17 protein-coding genes and 3 tRNA genes are annotated in these 18,025 nt (G+C 58.4%); 12 read left to right on the top strand and 8 right to left on the bottom strand.

What is annotated here, in order from left to right; genetic code table 11:
* Window positions 1-225: 225 nt before the first annotated feature.
* Window positions 226-549: an MGMT family protein gene (locus tag DIT72_RS14765; RefSeq protein WP_135956018.1), complete on the top strand. Its 324-nt coding sequence runs from the start codon at window positions 226-228 to the stop codon at window positions 547-549.
* Between the two features lie 118 nt (window positions 550-667).
* Here DIT72_RS14765 and DIT72_RS14770 read toward each other — a convergent pair whose 3' ends face one another.
* Both DIT72_RS14770 and DIT72_RS14775 read right to left on the bottom strand, forming a co-directional pair.
* Complete coding sequence (locus DIT72_RS14770; RefSeq protein WP_135956019.1) at window positions 668-1,189, bottom strand: REP-associated tyrosine transposase; 522 nt, start codon at window positions 1,187-1,189, stop codon at window positions 668-670.
* A gap of 127 nt (window positions 1,190-1,316) precedes the next feature.
* Window positions 1,317-2,078 (bottom strand): SDR family oxidoreductase, encoded by a 762-nt coding sequence (locus tag DIT72_RS14775; RefSeq protein WP_135956020.1) that lies wholly within the window; start codon window positions 2,076-2,078, stop codon window positions 1,317-1,319.
* Window positions 2,079-2,175: 97 nt separating this feature from the next.
* Between DIT72_RS14775 and DIT72_RS14780 the strand changes: the two genes are divergently transcribed.
* From DIT72_RS14780 to gspD, 6 genes are all read left to right on the top strand, one after another.
* A complete protein-coding gene (locus DIT72_RS14780) occupies window positions 2,176-2,754 on the top strand; it encodes an FxsA family protein (RefSeq protein ID WP_135956021.1) in 579 nt (192 codons plus the stop codon).
* A gap of 161 nt (window positions 2,755-2,915) precedes the next feature.
* On the top strand, window positions 2,916-3,203 hold the full coding sequence (gene groES / locus DIT72_RS14785; RefSeq protein ID WP_135956022.1) for a co-chaperone GroES: 288 nt from the start codon (window positions 2,916-2,918) through the stop codon (window positions 3,201-3,203).
* A 65-nt stretch (window positions 3,204-3,268) separates the two neighbouring features.
* Complete coding sequence (gene groL, locus DIT72_RS14790) at window positions 3,269-4,921, top strand: chaperonin GroEL (RefSeq protein ID WP_135956023.1); 1,653 nt, start codon at window positions 3,269-3,271, stop codon at window positions 4,919-4,921.
* Window positions 4,922-5,087: 166 nt separating this feature from the next.
* Complete coding sequence (gene gspN, locus DIT72_RS14795; RefSeq protein ID WP_135956024.1) at window positions 5,088-5,882, top strand: type II secretion system protein N; 795 nt, start codon at window positions 5,088-5,090, stop codon at window positions 5,880-5,882.
* Window positions 5,882-6,736: a type II secretion system protein N gene (locus DIT72_RS14800; protein ID WP_135956025.1), complete on the top strand. Its 855-nt coding sequence runs from the start codon at window positions 5,882-5,884 to the stop codon at window positions 6,734-6,736. The genes gspN and DIT72_RS14800 overlap by 1 nt, the downstream gene beginning before the upstream one ends.
* 32 nt (window positions 6,737-6,768) lie before the next feature.
* A complete protein-coding gene (gspD, locus tag DIT72_RS14805; RefSeq protein ID WP_135956026.1) occupies window positions 6,769-8,718 on the top strand; it encodes a type II secretion system secretin GspD in 1,950 nt (649 codons plus the stop codon).
* A gap of 30 nt (window positions 8,719-8,748) precedes the next feature.
* Here the strand turns inward: gspD and DIT72_RS14810 are convergent, their stop codons facing one another.
* The 6 genes from DIT72_RS14810 to purE form a co-directional block, all read right to left on the bottom strand.
* Window positions 8,749-10,701 (bottom strand): M48 family metallopeptidase, encoded by a 1,953-nt coding sequence (locus DIT72_RS14810; protein WP_135956027.1) that lies wholly within the window; start codon window positions 10,699-10,701, stop codon window positions 8,749-8,751.
* A gap of 11 nt (window positions 10,702-10,712) precedes the next feature.
* Window positions 10,713-11,300 carry a LemA family protein gene (locus DIT72_RS14815; RefSeq protein WP_135956028.1) on the bottom strand — a complete coding sequence of 196 codons (588 nt, stop codon included), beginning with the start codon at window positions 11,298-11,300 and terminating at the stop codon, window positions 10,713-10,715.
* Window positions 11,301-11,344: 44 nt separating this feature from the next.
* Window positions 11,345-13,411 carry a putative bifunctional diguanylate cyclase/phosphodiesterase gene (locus DIT72_RS14820; protein ID WP_135956029.1) on the bottom strand — a complete coding sequence of 689 codons (2,067 nt, stop codon included), beginning with the start codon at window positions 13,409-13,411 and terminating at the stop codon, window positions 11,345-11,347.
* Window positions 13,412-13,664: 253 nt separating this feature from the next.
* Complete coding sequence (gene sodB, locus DIT72_RS14825) at window positions 13,665-14,243, bottom strand: superoxide dismutase [Fe] (protein WP_135956030.1); 579 nt, start codon at window positions 14,241-14,243, stop codon at window positions 13,665-13,667.
* Between the two features lie 71 nt (window positions 14,244-14,314).
* The gene (locus tag DIT72_RS14830; RefSeq protein WP_135956031.1) at window positions 14,315-15,433 is read right to left on the bottom strand and encodes a 5-(carboxyamino)imidazole ribonucleotide synthase; all 1,119 of its coding nucleotides are present in this window, start codon (window positions 15,431-15,433) and stop codon (window positions 14,315-14,317) included.
* Window positions 15,434-15,599: 166 nt separating this feature from the next.
* Window positions 15,600-16,091 (bottom strand): 5-(carboxyamino)imidazole ribonucleotide mutase, encoded by a 492-nt coding sequence (gene purE, locus DIT72_RS14835; RefSeq protein WP_135956032.1) that lies wholly within the window; start codon window positions 16,089-16,091, stop codon window positions 15,600-15,602.
* A 178-nt stretch (window positions 16,092-16,269) separates the two neighbouring features.
* On the opposite strand from purE, the gene DIT72_RS14840 reads away from it, so the two are divergent.
* The 5 genes from DIT72_RS14840 to DIT72_RS14860 all read left to right on the top strand — a co-directional run bounded on the left by DIT72_RS14840 (window position 16,270) and on the right by DIT72_RS14860 (window position 18,000).
* Window positions 16,270-17,277 (top strand): hypothetical protein, encoded by a 1,008-nt coding sequence (locus DIT72_RS14840; protein ID WP_135956033.1) that lies wholly within the window; start codon window positions 16,270-16,272, stop codon window positions 17,275-17,277.
* A gap of 79 nt (window positions 17,278-17,356) precedes the next feature.
* Entirely contained in the window at window positions 17,357-17,602 is a 246-nt protein-coding gene (locus DIT72_RS14845) for a hypothetical protein (protein WP_135956034.1), read from the top strand.
* A gap of 79 nt (window positions 17,603-17,681) precedes the next feature.
* Window positions 17,682-17,757, top strand: a tRNA-Val gene (locus tag DIT72_RS14850).
* 69 nt (window positions 17,758-17,826) lie between these two features.
* A tRNA-Asp gene (locus tag DIT72_RS14855) sits at window positions 17,827-17,903 on the top strand.
* 21 nt (window positions 17,904-17,924) lie between these two features.
* A tRNA-Val gene (locus DIT72_RS14860) sits at window positions 17,925-18,000 on the top strand.
* Window positions 18,001-18,025 lie beyond the last annotated feature (25 nt).

Raw genomic sequence — 18,025 nt, forward strand, 5'->3', positions numbered from 1 at the left:
CGAAGGCCCAACAGGCCGTTAGGTCGATAAGGACGGCAGGCGCGGATCTTCCATCAAGGCCAGAGGCGACAAAGCCGCCTCGCTAAACAGGCCGGATATACGGGCGCAAACCTGTCCCTGACATCGAGCACTGAGACCTTGCAAACGGGGAGGAGACCATATACGGATTAGGCGAAGCCGTAATCCGACAACACAAACTCCACCAACCACCAACACACGAACTCCATGACCGAACCCACCAAAGACCAGAAAATCTGGCAAGTTGTGGCTGCCATTCCCGCAGGGAGGGTAGCCAGCTATGGCCAGGTCGCTCACATGGCGGGCCTTGGTCGGCAGGCGCGGTATATAGGTAGGGCTCTGGGCAAGCTTCCTGAGGGGCATGCCATTCCCTGGTATCGGGTGATCCGGAGTGATGGACGGATTGCGTTTCCCATCGGGAGTGAGGCATTCGAGGTGCAGGCCCGGAGTTTGCGGGAGGAGGGGGTGGAAGTGGTTAATGGAAGGGTTGCGATGCGGCGGTATGGGTGGAATCCGTCAGTTCCCGGGTAATGTCGGGTTTTTTGTCGGATTACGGCTGCGCCTAATCCGACCTACATTTAACGGACAACTCCGAGCAAACCGTAGGTCGGATTAGGCCGTCAGGCCGTAATCCGACAACAGCACTCACCTATTCTCGCCCAACCCCCGCAAGTTCTTCCTCATCAATTCCCCAATCCGCCGGCAATATCCCCTGCCGCACAAAGCGGTGAAAACTGGAATACGGCCAGTCTGCGGCGCGTGCCACATAGCCGTGCTTTACGGGGTTGTAGTGGATGTAATCAACGTGCCGGTTGAAGTCGTTTTCGTCTTTAATGGTGTGTTCCCAGTAGCGCTTTTGCCAGAGTGATTCCGGCTTGCCGGCTTTTCCCGGTGAATGCTGTTGGAACCCCTTGGTCAAACCGCCTTTGATCAGGCGCCAGCGGGTTGAGTAGTTGGTGTCGTCGGCCGGCAGGGTCCAGAGGCAGTGGATGTGATCGGGGAGGACAACCATGGCGTCGATGGTGAAGGGGTGGCGGTTTATGACGGTGCGGAGGGTGGTTCGCAGGTGCTGGACGGCGGCGGGGTTGTTGAAAAGCGGGGTGCGGTTGGCGGTTACCACGGTGAAAAAGTAGGTGCCGCCGGGGAGGCGGTTGCGGCGGTAGTTCATCATACGTCCTTGTATGGTTGGTCGTTTATTTTGAAGTCCGGTTTACTTGTCGGATTACGGCCCTTTGGGCCTAATCCGACCTACGCGGGAGCTATCGGCCGGACCAGCCCCCGAACCCGCAGGCGAATGTTTACAGCCGAAGCGCACCGTCAATTTCGAGTATCCGGCCGGACATGTAGTCGTTTTCGAAGATAAACACCGCGGCAGAGGCGATTTCTTCCGGCTTGCCCATGCGCTTCAGGGGAATGCTGGCGGTCATTTTTTCCAGGGCTTCCGGTTTCATGGAGGCGGTCATTTCGGTCTCGACAAAGCCCGGTGCGATGCCCATGCAGCGGATGCCGTGGCGGGCGAGTTCCCTGGCCCAGGTCGGGACCAGTGCCGAAACACCGGCCTTGGCGGCGGAGTAGTTGCTCTGCCCCATGTTGCCGGCGCGGGCAATGGAGGCGATGTTGATGATCACGCCCTGGTCGCCGTTGTTGATCATCCGGGTGGCCGCCTCGCGGCCGCACAGGAAGACACCGGTCAGGTTTACGTCAATCACCGCCTGCCACTCGGACAGTTCCATGCGCTTCTCGACATGGCCTTCTTTCGCCTTCACCAGCAGCCCGTCCCGGAGAATGCCCGCATTGTTGACCAGGCCATTGAGTTGCCCGAAATCCGCCACGATGGCCGCAAACGTCTTCTGGACATCTTCTTCCTTCGCCACGTTGCAGACGTAGGTTTTGGCGTCGCCCCCGGCTTTGTCACACGCAGCGGCCGCTTCTTCCAGCCTTTCCGGCATCAGGTCAATCAGCGCCAGGCGGGCACCCCTGGCGGCCAGATGCTCTGCCATGGCTCGGCCGAGGCCCTGGCCGCCGCCGGTAATCGCAATCACGGAATCTTGAAGTTTCATGTTTTGCCCTAAGGTAATGGATAAATGGTGGAACCGAGTATACCACTGCTTTTTTACCGCCGCCGCAACCAGGCACAGCGCACCCCGGGAGGCTCTTTTGGGCGTTTTTCTTTTTTTGTTTATTGTCATGCCGATTGTGGAGATGACGATTCTGATCAAGGTGGGAACCCTTATCGGAGCCCTGAACACCGTAGGTCTGGTCTTGCTGACGGCTGTTATCGGCGCCGCGCTGCTGCGGCAGCAGGGTCTTGCCACCCTGTTGAGAGCGAACCAGCGGCTCAATAGCGGTGAACTGCCGGCGAGAGAAGTGGCCGAGGGCCTGATTCTGGCCGTGGGTGGTGCGCTGCTGCTGACGCCCGGCTTTGTGACTGACACTATTGGTTTCCTGTGCCTGATTCCCGGTTCCCGCCACTGGCTTGCAGCCCAGGCCCTCAAGCGCATGGTAGTGGCTGGGCAGGGCGGCAGATTCACGTTTACTGCCGGCCAGCGGGGACCATTCGACGGCAAGGGGCCTTTCGGTGATGGCGAGAGCCCGTTCGGCCGTCAGCGCCCTTTTGACCGCCGGGGCCCGTTCGACCGCAACGGTGACATCATCGAGGGTGAGTACCGGGATGAGACCGAACAGGATCATCAGCGCCTGGACCGGGATGATGACGATTCGCCGGAAAAAAAGTGAAAATTTTTTTCGCCAGGTGTTGAAAACGGATGCACCACCCCCACATAGGTCTCACAAGTTCGCTGCGGGCTAATAACCGCTGTAAAACAGTTGGTTAAAAGCCCCGGCTTTTAACGCAACCATCATTGCCAAACCTAACCTGACATTGGAGATATCGAGCAATGAAGATACGTCCGCTACACGATCGTGTTGTCGTGCGCCGTAAGGAAGAAGAAGAGAAAACAGCTGGTGGCATCGTGCTGCCGGGCAATGCCAAGGAGAAGCCATCCCAGGGCGAAGTTGTCGCCGTAGGTAATGGCCGTATTCTCGACAATGGCGAAACCCGTGCACTGGCGGTCAAGGTTGGCGATATCGTGGTCTTTGGCCAGTACGCCGGTAATACCGTGAAGCTTGATACCGAAGAACTGCTCATCATGAGCGAAAACGACATTTTCGGCGTTCTCGAGTAAACACTCGGTTACGCAACAATCCGATTGAACAAGCAAATTGGGTTTAACGAACAGGAATAGAAGACATGGCAGCAAAAGACGTTAGATTCGGTGACAGCGCCCGTAAACGTATGGTTCAGGGCGTTAACGTTCTGGCAGACGCAGTTAAGGTAACCCTGGGCCCGAAAGGCCGCAACGTGGTTCTGGACAAGTCCTTCGGCGCGCCGACCGTCACCAAGGACGGCGTGTCCGTCGCCAAGGAAATCGAGCTGCGAGACAAGTTCGAAAACATGGGCGCCCAGATGGTCAAGGAAGTGGCTTCCCAGACCAACGACACCGCCGGTGACGGCACCACCACTGCGACCGTTCTGGCGCAGGCGATTGTGAAAGAGGGTATCAAGGCGGTTACAGCCGGCATGAACCCGATGGATCTCAAGCGTGGCATCGACAAGGCTACCATCGCCGCAGTCCAGGCGATCCGTGACCTTTCCAAGCCCTGCGATGACAACCGCAACATTGCCCAGGTAGGCACCATCTCCGCCAACGGCGACGAGACCATCGGCAAGCTTATCGCCGACGCGATGGAAAAAGTGGGCAAGGAAGGCGTCATTACCGTTGAAGAAGGCCGTGGCCTGGACGACGAGCTGGACGTGGTTGAAGGCATGCAGTTCGACCGTGGTTTCCTGTCGCCGTACTTCATCAACAACCAGGAAAACATGTCCACCGAGCTGGATGATCCGTACATCCTGCTGGTCGACAAGAAGATCTCCAACATCCGCGAACTGCTGCCGGTGCTGGAATCTGTCGCCAAGGCTGGCAAGCCGCTGATGATCATCGCCGAGGATATTGAAGGCGAAGCGCTGGCAACCCTGGTTGTGAACAACATGCGCGGTATCGTGAAAGTGGCTGCTGTCAAGGCACCCGGCTTCGGCGACCGTCGCAAGGAAATGCTGCAGGATATCGCCATCCTGAGCGGTGGTACCGTGATTTCCGAGGAAGTCGGCCTGACTCTGGAGAACACCACTCTGGATGATCTGGGTACTGCCAAGCGCATCAACATCACCAAGGAAAACACCACCATCATTGATGGCGCCGGTGCCCAGGGTGATATTGAAGCCCGTGTTGAGCAGATCCGCAGGCAGATCGAAGACAGCTCTTCCGATTACGACAAGGAAAAGCTGCAGGAGCGTGTGGCCAAGCTGGCTGGCGGTGTTGCCGTTATCAAGGTTGGCGCCGGTTCCGAAGTGGAAATGAAAGAGAAGAAAGCCCGCGTTGAAGACGCCCTGCACTCTACCCGCGCTGCGGTTGAAGAGGGTGTTGTACCGGGTGGCGGCGTGACTCTGATCCGTGCCATTGCGGCCCTGGACAAGGTAGACGCCATCAACGAAGAGCAGAAGGCTGGCGTCAACATCCTGCGCCGTGCCATGGAAGCGCCGCTGCGCCAGATCGTGACCAACGCCGGTGGTGAAGCCTCCGTTGTTGTCAACAAGATCCTGGAAGGCGAGGGCGCCTACGGCTACAACGCCTCTACCGAAGAGTTCGGTGACATGCTGGAGATGGGTATCCTTGACCCGGCCAAAGTCACCCGCTCTGCACTGCAGGCAGCTGCTTCCGTCGCTTCCCTGATCATCACCACCGAGGCGATGATTGCGGATGAGCCGGAAGAAGAAGGTGCCGGCGGCGGTATGCCGGACATGGGTGGTATGGGCGGAATGGGAGGCATGGGCGGCATGATGTAATGCCGGCCTGCCCCGGATCATTCCCCGCTTTTTGAGGAATGGCCCCGTCAAGCCAAAAACCCCGCGTTGGTTCACACCGACGCGGGGTTTTTTGTTTTTTTTGTCATGAACTTGCGAAATGGCTTTGCTAGACTCGGCAACCGTCCATTCATCTGTGTGACACTGTATGAGCGAAACCCAGGCAAAAGCCTTTCTCAGACCCGGCAAAGTGTTCCTGCTGACCCTTGCCGGTGTGCTGGTTTATCTGGTGGCGCTGGTGGTTCTTGTTCCCGCCGGGTGGCTGTGGCATCAGGCCTCGGCACACATTCAGCTGCCGCCGGAAATACAGGTGGGGCAGGTGTCCGGTAAAGCCTGGTCAGGCGCCGCTGGTGCCGTGGTAGCCGGCTACCCCGTGACGCTGGAATGGCAGCTAGGCACGCCATCCCTGCCCGGGCTGTCATTACCGGTGGTTTTCTCGGTAGTGTCATCACAATCTTCTGTCGATGGACGTGTCAGCTTCAACCGGGAAGGCAACGGTTCCCTGGATGCCAAGGGCAGGCTGGCGGTCGCCGAGTTCGGGGACCTGATACGGCGCAGTGGTGGCGCGCTGATTGAGGGGGATGTCATCATCGATCGGTTGGCGCTGGCCTGGCAGGATGGCCGTATCACCAGCGCTGACGGGATCGGCCGCTGGGCCGGCGGTGAGGTTACCTGGCCCATGGGCGACAGCGTGGGGCAGGCGGAGTTTCCACCCATGGAAGCGACCCTCGACAGTACTGCCGACGGCGTTGCCCTGGTTATTGCGGAGCAGGGCGGTGATGGCCCGGCGGCGGATGTGGAAATACGCTGGAATGGCATGATGGATTTACGGGTGTATAAGCGCATGGTGGATCTTGCCGGGCAACCATGGCCGGACTCGGCCCGGCCGGGCGATGTGGTGTTCCGGGTCAGGCAGGCCCTTGTTCCGGGAGGTGTCTTGTGATGGCCGCAGCGCCGGCGCCGGGCAGCCGGAAACTTCCGCGCCTGCTGGCCAATCTGTTACTGGCGGGGCTGGTGGTTTATCTTGCCTGGGTGCTGGCGCAGACGACCTGGCTGATTGCGTGGGATGAACGCCCGGTTGCAGTGGCGTCATCAGCCGCAGATACCAGTGCTTCCGCTGCCGCTTCAAGACGCCTGCAACCCATGGCCGCCCACCAGATCTTTGGCAGGGCCGAGGGGCAGGCCCGGGTGGCGGAGGTGGTTCGTCGTTCTGCTCCCGAAACCCGGCTTAATCTCAGGCTGGAAGGCGTAATGGTAGCAGAGCAGCCGGAAGACTCCGGTGCTATAGTGGCGGGAAGCAATGGCGTGACAGAGCACTACCGCGTGGGGGATCTGTTGCCGGGCAACGCGGAACTTGCGGAAGTAGAACCCGGCCGGGTGCTGATTCGCCGGAACGGACAATACGAAAGCCTGACCTTTGATGATGAGGTGCCAGCCGGCCTGGTTGAGAATGTGGCGGAACAACCGCCAGCCTCATCGCCGGAGCAGTTCCTCAGCAATGCCCGGGAACAGCTTGACTCCCAGGGTGTTGCCGCTCTTGTCCCCTATGGTCTGAGCCCGGCAGGCGATGACGGTAGCGCCGGCTATGTTTACGATGGCTCCAGTGCCATGCTCAACGCCGTAGGCCTCAGGGGGGGTGACGTGATTACCGCCATTAACGGGCAGCCTCTGGGCGATCTCGAACAGGACATGGTGCTTCTTGAGGATTGGCGGTCGGAGCCGCAACTGGATATTGAAATTGAACGGGACGGTTCCATTCTGACCGTCAGCTATGCCATCCCCGAACAGTGGCGCTGAACAGATTTAACAATACAGGACAAGAACGCCAGATGCTGAACCACAGATCCAATCTATTCCGGGCTTTCGTTGTAGCCCTGTTGCTGCCCCTGATGTCTTTTGCTTACGGGCAGGAGGAAACCTGGCGGTTGAACCTCAAGGATGCCGATATCCGTGCCTTCGTGACTCAGGTGGCGGACATAACCGGTTACAGCTTCGTGGTCGACCCGCGCGTAAAGGGCAAGGTGACGGTGCTGTCCAGTGCGCCCATGAACAAGGATGAAATTTACGATCTGTTTCTGGCAGTGCTCCAGGTCCATGGCTTTACTGCCATCCCCGGGGAAGAAGTGATCAAGGTGGTGCAACAGGTGGATGCCAAGCAGTCCGCCGAATCCCTGGACCGGTTCACGGAGATTCCCTCGGAACAACTGATTACCCGCGTTATCCAGATTGATAATGCCAATGCCCTGGAGCTGGTGCCCATCCTGCGGCCGCTGGTGGCGAAATACGGCCACCTTGCCGGTGTTGCCGCGGCGAATGCCCTGATTGTCAGTGATCATTCGGCCAACATTCGCCGCATCGAGCAGATTGTCAGGGAACTGGACAGCCCCTCCAAGTACGAAGTGGAAGTGATCCAGCTTGAAGAGGCCTGGGTAGGCGACATGGTTGAGCTGCTACAGGAGCTTGCGCCGGATGAACTCGGCCAGGGCGGTGGCGAAAACGCCGCTCGTAAATACAGTGTTACCGCGGACGAGCGCAGCAACCGGCTGATTCTTCGTGGCGATGAAACGTTCCGCGACAAGATGCGTACTCTGATCAACAAGCTTGACCAGCCGTCGGCCACCGGGGGCACCACCAAGGTGATCCGCCTGAGCCACGCCGATGCGAACAATCTGACGGAAATTCTCAAGGGTGTGATGGGCGAACTGGTGAAAGAATCGCCCGGCGCAAGCGGATCGTCGGGCGGGGGCTCTGGCGGAAACCGTAATACTGGTTTTGCGGTATTCGCCGACGAGGGCCTCAATGCGCTGGTAGTACGGGGCGAGCCGTCGATGATGCAGGAAGCCGAACTGATCGTGCAGGCGCTGGACGTGCGGCGCGCCCAGGTGATGATCGAGGCGGCCATTGTCGAGATCAGTGACGAGCTGGGTCAGGACCTTGGGGTCCAACTGGCGGTCGGTGATGAATCGGGCGAGTCCACACCGGTGGCCGGAACCAGTTTCAATAATGTTGGCAACAGCCTGGGTGACGTGCTTGGCGCCATCCTTTCAGAGTCGTTCATTTCTCCAGCGGTGGGGGGTATTACTGTCGGTGCCGGTCAGCGTGATGAGGACGGAATTTCCTGGGGCATCCTGTTGCAGGCGTTGTCCACCTCCGCCGCAGCAAACCTGCTGTCAACGCCGAGCATCATTACCCTGGATAACCAGGAATCGGAAATCATCGTTGGTCAGAACGTGCCTTTCCGTACCGGGCAGTCAACCGTTACCGGTGACGGCACCACCAACCCCTTTACCACCATTGAGCGCCGGGATATCGGCCTGACCCTGAAGGTAACACCGACCATCAGCGCTGACGGCCTGGTACGACTGGTGGTGGAGCAGACCACGGAGAATATTGGCGACAGTGTCGAGTCAGCTTCGGACATCATCACCAACAAGCGTGAAATCAAGACCACCGTGCTGGCGGATGACGGGGAAACCATTGTTCTCGGTGGCCTGACCACGGACGACCTCCAGATCAACAAAAGCAAGGTGCCTTTCCTGGGTGACATTCCCGTGCTCGGGCGGCTGTTCTCGTCGGAATCCGAGCGCCGGGTGAAGCGTAATCTGCTGGTTTTCCTCAGGCCCACCATCATGCTTGGCAAGGCGGAGTCGATCGCGGCCACGGATGAGAAGTTCCAGAGCCTGTGGGAGATCAATCTCGGAGTGCGGCGGAAGTTGGGCCTGCCGGATCCTGAAAGCCCACCCACAAAAGACTCCCTGTTCAACCCGCGGCTGGACTGAACCGTTGCCGGGCCCTGAGCCGTCGGTGGTTCAGGCCCTGAGTGGCGGCAACGGGCAGTCGAGCTGATCGGCAACCAGGCGGATCAGTTCGTATTCGCGGGTGTTGACCTTGCCGTCTGCCAGTATGCAATGGCCGCAGGCATCGATAATACCGGGTTTGAGCAGGGGTGACAGGCTATTGAGGGTCAGCAGTGCCTGCCGTAACTGTGTTACCGACACTTCCGTCAGCAGCTCCGGTTTATCCCCATTCGATATGAAGCCAGCCATGGCCTCTTTGAAGAGCGCCTGGCTGTCATGTTCGGCGTTAACGCCGGCCCTTGTCATCAGGCTGAACACCACCTGCAACTGGGTTGTTACTGGCCGGTAGCTGCGATAACGCACCGGTACCACGCGGGCCGCGTCATCAGCCAGATGGCGGCGAAGAAAGCTGTGCATGGCCAGTTCGAAAAGACCCAGACGATTGTCCGCCCTGATCAGAGCCTCCATGCCGGACATCAACTGCGCGCGCTCGTCCGGATCCAGTTTGCGCAGGGCAGGCATGGCCAGTTCCAGTGCCGGGAACCGCACGCCCTGGCCCAGCGAATCCAGGGCGGGTAACAGTCTGTCCAGCAACTCCGGGTTGGGCGCAAAGATCGAGCCGGCTTCAATCAATGCCAGCCGCTGCTGCCTTGTCTGAGGTTGTAGCTCATAAACCAGGAGTGCGTAACAGAGCTGGATGGCACCGGCACGGGTGTAAAGCAGGTTGCGGAAGGTCGACGGCAGGCTGTTCAGGATCGCTATCGCGTAGTTTTCACTGTGCCGGTTAACAGTACCTGCACTCTCCGAGATTTTTTGTGGCTCCTGACTGTTCAGCGGCGACGTATTGCCAGTGCCAAATCCGCTTGCAGCGTCCGGAAGAGGAGAGCCTGCAGAGGCTGAGCCTGCTGATCGCAAGGCCCTGTCCGGCTCAGTATCCCGCAAGCGGCTGCGGAGCCGTGCAAACATACCTGGCTGTATGGCTTCGATGCGTTCCCAGACCGGCGGGTGAGACGCCAGCAGGGCGGTGAATTTCATCCGCGTGCTTTCGCCGAAGCACATGTGGTTCATGTCGCTGGCGTGGCTGGTGGTGTCAAGATAACCGCCCTTGAGGCCGATTTTGAACAGGGCGCCGGCAATACCTTCGGGATTGCGGGTAAACTGCACCGAGGAGGCGTCCGCCAGCATTTCCCGCTGCCGTGAAACCGCTGACTGGATCAACCGGCCGAAAAATACGCCCACGTAGCCGATGACCAGCAGCGCCAGCCCCAGGAGTGCGAATATGGCTTCGCCGCGCCTGCTTCGGGATGTTCTTGTCGAGAGAGCGGGGCGGTAGAACGACATACGCAGCAGGAAGTTACCGATCTGCCCGATCATCAGAATACCGGCCAGAATGGAAATCAGACGCACGTTGAGCCGCATATCGCCATTGAGGACATGGCTGAACTCATGGCCAACCACGCCCTGAAGCTCGTCACGGGTCAGTTGGGTCAGGGCACCATGGGTGACCACCATAACGGCTTCACCGGGCGTGTAGCCGGCGACAAAGGCGTTAATGCCGGTCTCCTGATCCATCACGTAAAGTTGCGGAACACTGACACCGCTGGCGATGGCCATTTCCTCGACAATATTGCGCAACCTGCGTTCGTCTGCATCCCTGGTAGCGGGGTCAATGGCCCTGGCTCCGACCATTTTTGCCACCCGCTCGCCACCACCGGCCAGGTCGGCCAAGCGGATCAGTGACCCTGCTCCGATAAGACCCACTACCGCAAGCGCGGTAAGCAGGCCATGGCGGCTGAGCAGCCAGTCAGCAAAGCCGAGGCCTGCGGTTTCACTGCGGGTAACCAGATAGCCTACAAGGCAGACACTGAGCGTGATGATGGCTACCGCCGCCAGAAACAGGATCACCAGTACACCTGTATTGCGGCGGGCATTGGCCTGGCGCTGGAAAAATCCCTGATGTGCCATGGTAGCGGGCCTCAGAAGGCGACTTTCGGTACCTGGCGTGCCTCAGGAGATTCCAGTTCCAGCTGGGAGGAGGGCCTGAAGGCGAACAGTCCGGCCACGATATTGTTGGGGAACTGCTCGCGAGCGATGTTGTAGCTCATCACCCCGTCATTATACGCCTGGCGCGCGAACGAAACCCGGTTCTCGGTGCTGGAAAGCTCTTCCATCAGTTGCTGGATGGTTTCGTTGGCTTTCAGCTCCGGATAGTTTTCCGCCACCGCGTAAAAATTGGCGAGGGCTTTGGACAGCATGTTCTCGGCACTGCCGAGGCGCTGGATCTTGCCTCCGTCGGCGGGGTCGCCGGCGGCTTCTTTCTGGGCACTGACGGCATTATTGCGTGCTTCCATCACCTCGGTGAGGGTGTTGCGCTCATGGGAGAGGTAGGCCCTGGCAGCCTCCACCAGGTTGGGAATCAGGTCATGGCGGCGCTGCAACTGGACATCAATCTGGGCAAAGCCGTTTTTGAGCTGGTTGCGCAGGGAAACCAGGCGGTTGTAGACAAAGACGATATAAACAATGACAACGGCAATGACAATCAGGCCGATCAGCGTGGTTCCCATGTCGACTCCTTGAGTACTGGGGGATCAGGTTGGATGATTCTTGTTCAGGAGTTATTCGCCATGATGTTATCGTGAAAACTGGCCACGAACCTCTCAAAATCATGGGGTTTGAGCGGTTTGCTGAAGAAATATCCCTGTGCCAGCTGGCAGCCTCTCTGGGCGAGATAGTATTCCTGCTCCGCGGTTTCGACACCTTCCGCGACAACGCTGAGATTCAGGCTCTTGCCCAGGTCGATGATGGTATTGGCAATCCGGGTGTCTTCTTCATTCACCAGCAGGTCGCGGATAAACTGTTTGTCGATTTTCAGATGCTGCACCGGCATGCGCTTGAGGTAGGTCAGCGACGAGTAGCCGGTTCCGAAATCGTCCACGGCGATACTGATGCCGGCCCTGCGCAGGCGTTTCAGTTTATCCACGGCCTCTTCCAGGTTGGTCATGAAGCTGGTTTCCGTTACTTCCAGTTCCAGCCGGCCGGCGGGAATATTGTGCCGCTCCAGGGTGTCGAGGATGTCATCCACGATGGAATCCTGGCGAAGCTGCACCGCCGACAGGTTGACGGCAATCCTCAGGGGCATGCCATCGCTGGCCCAGCGGGCTGCCTGCCGGCAGGCCTGATCAAGTACCCACTGGCCAATCTCGACGATGCTGCCGTTCATCTCTGAAACGGGAATAAAGTCGTCTGGTGGAATGAGGCCCTTTTCCGGATGCTGCCAGCGGATCAGCGCCTCGGCACCTATAATGCGGCGGGTCTCCAGGTTGATCTGCGGCTGGTATACCAGGTGGAACTGATGACTGTTAAGGGCAACGGAGAGGTCTTTCTCCAGCTGTTTGCGCTCACGGATCTCGCGGTCAATGCTGGCAACGTAGAACTGGAAATAGTTGTGGCCACTTTCCTTGGCCAGGGCCATGGTCTGTTCAGCGCTTTGCAGCAGCCTGTCAGCTTTTTCGGCATCGCCCGGAAACAGGGCAATGCCCAGCGTTGCCGTCATGGTGACGGTCTGGTCATCAAAAATCATCGGATTGCTCAGGGCCGCGAGAATCCGGTCTGCGGTATTTGCCGCCTGGAAACCGTCACGCAGGCCCTTTTCCACGATCACAAACTGGTCGCTGCCCAGGCGGGCGATGGTAAAACGGGTGCCACCCAACAGGTGGGTGAGCCGATCGGCGATCGCCTGAAGCACCAGGTCGCCGGTGCGGAAGCCACATTGCTCATTGACGGACTTGAAGTCATCAATGCCACAGCAAACGAGGGAAAGGACGGATTTCCCCTCACGGGCCTCTTCGATATCTGTCTGCAGGAGTTCCATGAAGGTATCCCGGCTGGGCAGGCCGGTGAGCTGGTCGTATCTGGCGAGTCGATTGACCCGATCCTCTGCTTCCCGGTGGCGGGTCTGGCTGTCGCCAATGGCCATCAGCAGGTTGTTGGTGGCATTCACCCAGAGACCCAGTTCATCATTCTGGTGGCCGTGAGGAAGGCGGATGAGGTTGTCTTCCGGATGGTCCGGGTCCACCTGTTTGACAGACTGGACGATGCGTAATAACGGACGTGTCAGCAACAGGTGGAAAACCACGAACAGGGCCAGGCCAAGGATCACCGCAATGGCGATACCGGAGGCGAAGGTTATTGAAGCGCGCTCAAGCCAGGTGCCCGCTACCGGGCCGGTGTCATAGTGCAGTTCAAGGTAGCCGTAAACGGTTTTGCCGCCGGCGTTGCCGCTGCGGGAAAGTTCCTGGCGGTAGGATCGCTCCGCGCCAAAGATCGGGTCGGTTATGACGCGAAAGGCGCTCTGCTGAAGCGGGCGGTCACGGCCGCCAATCGCCTCGCCGTCGGGATGGGTGATACGTGCCAGATGAATGGCTTCCTGAGCAAACAGGCCATCGACAACCTGTTGCGCCAGAGCGGAATCGATACTGAAAACGGCCTGGGTTGAGGCATCCCTGACCAGTGCCATGGTCTGTTCTGCCTGCTCGTCCAGTAAACCGGACACCCGTCTTGCATCCAGAATCACCTGGACGGTGCTGACCAGAACCCCGCTTATCAGTGCAACAGCCAGTACCCATCGCAGCACCCGGAACCCCAGCCGATGTTCTACCTCAAAGGAATTTTGCATGGAGGCCTGTGTAATTGGTTCCCACGGAATGAGATCCGGCACCGCATGTTGCCGGGTGAGAGGGCTCCCGGTCTGTTGTTGTAAAAAGCATGGATCGGTTTTCGGACGCCGGATTAAGTATCGGCAATTCTTCCAGATATTTCAGGGTCGGGGTGTATCATTTTGTAATGCGGATTTTTTCCAGATGCAAAAATGCCCGCGTGGGAGCGGGCATTTCAGATGCAGTTTTCACTGCAGACGATCTACAACGTGATCAAGCCAGGTTTTCGTTGACGAAATCCCAGTTAACCAGTTTCCAGAAGGCTTCCAGGTAGTTCGGCCGGGAGTTGCGGTAATCGATATAATACGCGTGCTCCCAGACGTCAACGGTCAGTACCGGCTTATCGGCCGTGGTCAGCGGCGTTTCGGCATTGCTGGTATTCACAATGGCGACACTGCCGTCTGGTTTCTTGACCAGCCAGGTCCAGCCTGAACCGAAGTTGCCGGCGGCTTTCTCGTTAAATTCTTTCTTGAAGTCTTCAAAGGAGCCAAAGGCCTTTTCGATAGCGTCCTTGGCTGCACCGGTAGGTTCACCGCCGCCGTTCGGGCTCAGACAGTGCCAGTAGAAGGTGTGGTTCCAGACCTGGGCTGAGTTATTGAACAGCGGGCCACTGGCGCTCTTGATGATCTCTTCGAGCGACTTGTTGGCGTTGTCTGTACCTTCGATCAGGCCGTTGAGCTTGGTAACGTAGGTGTTGTGATGCTTACCGTAATGGTATTCAAGAGTCTCCTGAGAGATGTGCGGTTCCAGTGCATTCTTTTCATAAGGCAGTGCGGGAAGTTCAAATGCCATGAGGTCGTTCTCCCTGATTCTCTCTGTTTATGTGGATGTAAACTATAAATATAGGGGCGCTTTGAGCTAAATCAACCCCTTGCCGTGAGCGTGCTGTCAAACTCCGGACAGCCGGGCAAAAACTGCGAACAGTTTTTCACTCGCCATACCAGTTCTTCGTAGCTGTCCGCCAGAATGGTCACATGTCCAAGTTTCCGCCCCGGGCGCTCGCTTTTATTATAGAGGTGTATATGAGCGTAGGGCAGTTCGAGAATTCGTTCAATGTCGCCATGCTCGGCAATGATATTGATCATGCAGCTGACGCCTCGCGGATCTGTATTGCCCAGGGGATGGCCGCTGACCGCACGAATATGGTTCTCGAACTGGCTGGTCATGGCGCCTTCAATGGTCCAGTGACCGGAGTTGTGAACCCGCGGTGCCATTTCATTGGCCACCAGTCCTTCGGCTGTCTCGAACAGCTCCAGGGTCAGCACGCCCACATAATCCAGTTCGTTCAACAGCGCCTTGATATAACGCTCGGCATCTTCCTGAACGTGCTTCTCGAGCTTCGGAGCCGGGGCGATGGAGTAGCGCAGGATGCCTTGATGATGGGTGTTTTCGGCCATCGGATAGAAGGCCAGCTCGCCGTCCACGGCGCGTACCGCGATAATCGACACTTCGCGGCGAAAGTCGACGAACTTTTCCACGATCAGCCGCGGGTGCCCGATGGAATTCCAGGCGTCTGCCGCTTCTTGGGGTGACCGCAGAACTGCCTGCCCCTTGCCGTCATAACCCTCGGTGTTGGATTTGGCGACAACCGGGCAGCCGAGTTCTTCGGCGGCAACCTGAAGCGATTCTGCACTGTCCGCGATTCTCCATTCCGGCGTCGGGATGCCGAGTTCGCCGAACAACAGTTTTTCCAATTCGCGATTCTGGCAAACCTGCAGTGCTCTGGGGCAGGGGTGAACCGGCCTGTCTTTTGCAATTCGCTCCGCCACGTCCACCGGCAAGTGTTCGAATTCATAGGTAACCCGGTCCACCCGGGAAATAAAGTCATCCAGATACTGACCGTCCCGGTCGATAATAACCTCACCGAGTCCGGCACTGGGACTACCCGACATATCATAGAAAACAAACGTCTTGGCCAGTGGGTAGCCAGAAAGCGCCAGCATGCGCCCAAGCTGTCCAGCACCTAGTACACCAATTCTCATCTGTCATCTCCTGCCATTATCAGGCGTTCGCAAAAGTTTGGGGGAGTGGGTGGGGAGCGCTTTCCAAAACTGTGCGGAGCCATGGATGGCGGAGCCCAAGCGTACATGGACGTATTTACAGCGTGTTTTGGAAAGCGCTTCCCACCCGCTCCTGCACCCAGGCCGATCACTGATCACTGGGATCAGGGTTGTCCAGAACGGTCTGTGTCTGCTTCGCGCGGAATTCATCAACGGCCTTGCGGACATCGTCATTGAAAGTACCAATGATCTGGGCGGCCAATAGCCCGGCATTGGTGGCACCGGCTTTGCCGATAGCCAGGGTGCCCACTGCAATGCCGCCGGGCATCTGCACGATAGAGAGCAGCGAATCAAGACCGTTGAGCGCCCTGGACTGGACAGGAACACCAAGCACCGGCAGTGACGTCTGCGAAGCGACCATGCCCGGCAGATGAGCCGCGCCGCCGGCACCGGCGATGATCACCTTCAGGCCCCGCTCGGAAGCGGTTTTGGCGTAATCAAACAACAGGTCAGGGGTGCGGTGGGCAGAGACAACCTTCGTCTCGTAAGGCACACCCAGCTTGTCCAGCATGCCGGCGGCGTGTTCCATGGTGGGCCAGTCTGACTTCGAGCCCATGATGAGTCCTACAAGCGGCTGCATATGCAACAGTCCTGATGTGTGAGAAAGCCGGCCATTGTATGTAAGGCCCTGTGACCATGCAAACAGACGATAGTCCAGCGCCGCATGGAACGTCTTTTCTGGCCTTTATTTTGCGGTGTCGCAAGGTACGGGTATTATCAGGCCTTGTGACCCTTACCGTCCATATCCTGGAGCTGTTATGGAACCGATCCGTCCGGATGATGATGAAGTACGCACTGGCACCGCAGGAAGCAAGCGGGAACAGGGGCTGTCTGCCCAGCGGGAACCGCGAAATAGTGAAAAGGCAGCCCGGGACAGAAAGCCTGAAGCAGCCGGGCGAGGTGCTGGCGGAGATGGTGGCACCCGAAAGCCGGCAGGCAAACCCGGCAAGGGCTCCGGGGGCGGTGGATCCGGCCGCGGTGTGATGCTGGCCATTGGCCTGCTGATTGTGGCTGGCGCCGCAGGCGCTGGCTGGTACCAGCAGGAACAGCGAATCCAGATGCTTGAAGGCCAGCTGGAAGAGGCAGACTACTGGGCGCGCCAGAGTAAACTGGCATTGGCGCGGTTTGAAGGCGATCTGTCCGAAACCGGTGAGAACCTGCAGGAAAAAGGTGAGTCGATTGAAGACAGGCTGGCCGTCCAGGAAGAGCGGCTGGATACTGCCGACAGCGAAATCCGCAAGCTCTGGGGTGTGGCCAATGACCGCAACCGCAAGCGGCTGGACGACCATGAAGCCAGCCTGGAGTCGTTGCGGGCGGATGTTGACAGCGGCAAGCGTGAGCGCGAGCAGTTAATGGCATCCGTTGAGGAACTTGAGGCCAGTGTGACCTCGAGGCTCGACGAGGTCGAGACTGATCTGGAAAGGCAGATCACCGCCGTACGTGAAACCGGTCAGGAGAATGCCTCCAGGTTGACCGAGCTCGATGAATCCCTGTCGGGCGTTGACAAGATGGTCGAGCGCCAGCTGGTGAGGTTTGAGCGCGAGCAGCAGTTGGCCATTGATGGCCTGGAGAGCCGAATTGCGGCACTGGAGGAGGCCACCGACAACCTTTCGAGCAGTCGCCAACTGGATGCAGTACGTGAAGATCTGGCAGGGTTGAGAGAAACCGTCTCGGCCATCGATTCATCGCGGGCCCAGTTGACATCAAGACTGGTTCGGTTGTCGCAAGAGGTCAATGAGCTGCGTTCACGGGTGTCCGGCCAATAATCAGCGGCGGGTTCTTTGTCGCTTCCGCTTTTGATTACTAGACTGTTGGTAGTCAGAGCATCCAGAGGAAGGTGAGGCCATGTCGCTCAGAGATTCATTACAACAAACGCTCCGCCGCTTTTCCGGAGAGATGCTCCCGGATGCCTTTGAAAACGCCGGTCACCGTATAGACCGCCTCAGAAAGCATCTGGACAATCTCAATTGCTCGCTGGCCGAGAAGGCTTTGCCGGAAGACCGTAAGGCGCGGGTCAGCGAGCTTTCGCTTGATCACAAGGCCAGGCAGGCGGGGCAGAAAGCGCCAAAAAAAAACCGGGAAAATATTTGACACCGCCGGACAAATGCTTAAAATGCGCAGCTCACTTGGTCGAGACAGCAACGCTGACTTGCCAGTGTGCTGTGAAAGTGGGCGGTTAGCTCAGCTGGGAGAGCATCGCCCTTACAAGGCGAGGGTCACTGGTTCGATCCCAGTACCGCCCACCACTTTTCAGCATCACCGGGCCACCCCGCCCGGTTCAGGATCCCAAAGGCCTTTCTGGCCGGGATCGATGCGGAGCGGTAGTTCAGCTGGTTAGAATACCGGCCTGTCACGCCGGGGGTCGCGGGTTCGAGTCCCGTCCGCTCCGCCATTTTTATTGATTCCAGATCCCGGGTGGTTAGCTCAGCTGGGAGAGCATCGCCCTTACAAGGCGAGGGTCACTGGTTCGATCCCAGTACCACCCACCATATTTCTTCCCCTTGAAGTTCTGTT

The organism is Marinobacter orientalis, from assembly GCF_004792665.1.
Classification (GTDB): domain Bacteria; phylum Pseudomonadota; class Gammaproteobacteria; order Pseudomonadales; family Oleiphilaceae; genus Marinobacter; species Marinobacter orientalis.

Bases quoted from the DNA above. Each gene is read 5' to 3' on its own strand.
- DIT72_RS14765 (WP_135956018.1), top strand. From the start codon at position 226: ATGACCGAACCCACCAAAGACCAGAAAATCTGGCAAGTTGTGGCTGCC.
- DIT72_RS14770 (WP_135956019.1), bottom strand. From the start codon at position 1,189: ATGATGAACTACCGCCGCAACCGCCTCCCCGGCGGCACCTACTTTTTC.
- DIT72_RS14775 (WP_135956020.1), bottom strand. From the start codon at position 2,078: ATGAAACTTCAAGATTCCGTGATTGCGATTACCGGCGGCGGCCAGGGC.
- groES (WP_135956022.1), top strand. From the start codon at position 2,916: ATGAAGATACGTCCGCTACACGATCGTGTTGTCGTGCGCCGTAAGGAA.
- groL (WP_135956023.1), top strand. From the start codon at position 3,269: ATGGCAGCAAAAGACGTTAGATTCGGTGACAGCGCCCGTAAACGTATG.
- gspN (WP_135956024.1), top strand. From the start codon at position 5,088: ATGAGCGAAACCCAGGCAAAAGCCTTTCTCAGACCCGGCAAAGTGTTC.
- DIT72_RS14800 (WP_135956025.1), top strand. From the start codon at position 5,882: ATGGCCGCAGCGCCGGCGCCGGGCAGCCGGAAACTTCCGCGCCTGCTG.
- gspD (WP_135956026.1), top strand. From the start codon at position 6,769: ATGCTGAACCACAGATCCAATCTATTCCGGGCTTTCGTTGTAGCCCTG.
- DIT72_RS14810 (WP_135956027.1), bottom strand. From the start codon at position 10,701: ATGGCACATCAGGGATTTTTCCAGCGCCAGGCCAATGCCCGCCGCAAT.
- DIT72_RS14815 (WP_135956028.1), bottom strand. From the start codon at position 11,300: ATGGGAACCACGCTGATCGGCCTGATTGTCATTGCCGTTGTCATTGTT.
- DIT72_RS14820 (WP_135956029.1), bottom strand. From the start codon at position 13,411: ATGCAAAATTCCTTTGAGGTAGAACATCGGCTGGGGTTCCGGGTGCTG.
- sodB (WP_135956030.1), bottom strand. From the start codon at position 14,243: ATGGCATTTGAACTTCCCGCACTGCCTTATGAAAAGAATGCACTGGAA.
- DIT72_RS14830 (WP_135956031.1), bottom strand. From the start codon at position 15,433: ATGAGAATTGGTGTACTAGGTGCTGGACAGCTTGGGCGCATGCTGGCG.
- purE (WP_135956032.1), bottom strand. From the start codon at position 16,091: ATGCAGCCGCTTGTAGGACTCATCATGGGCTCGAAGTCAGACTGGCCC.
- DIT72_RS14840 (WP_135956033.1), top strand. From the start codon at position 16,270: ATGGAACCGATCCGTCCGGATGATGATGAAGTACGCACTGGCACCGCA.
- DIT72_RS14845 (WP_135956034.1), top strand. From the start codon at position 17,357: ATGTCGCTCAGAGATTCATTACAACAAACGCTCCGCCGCTTTTCCGGA.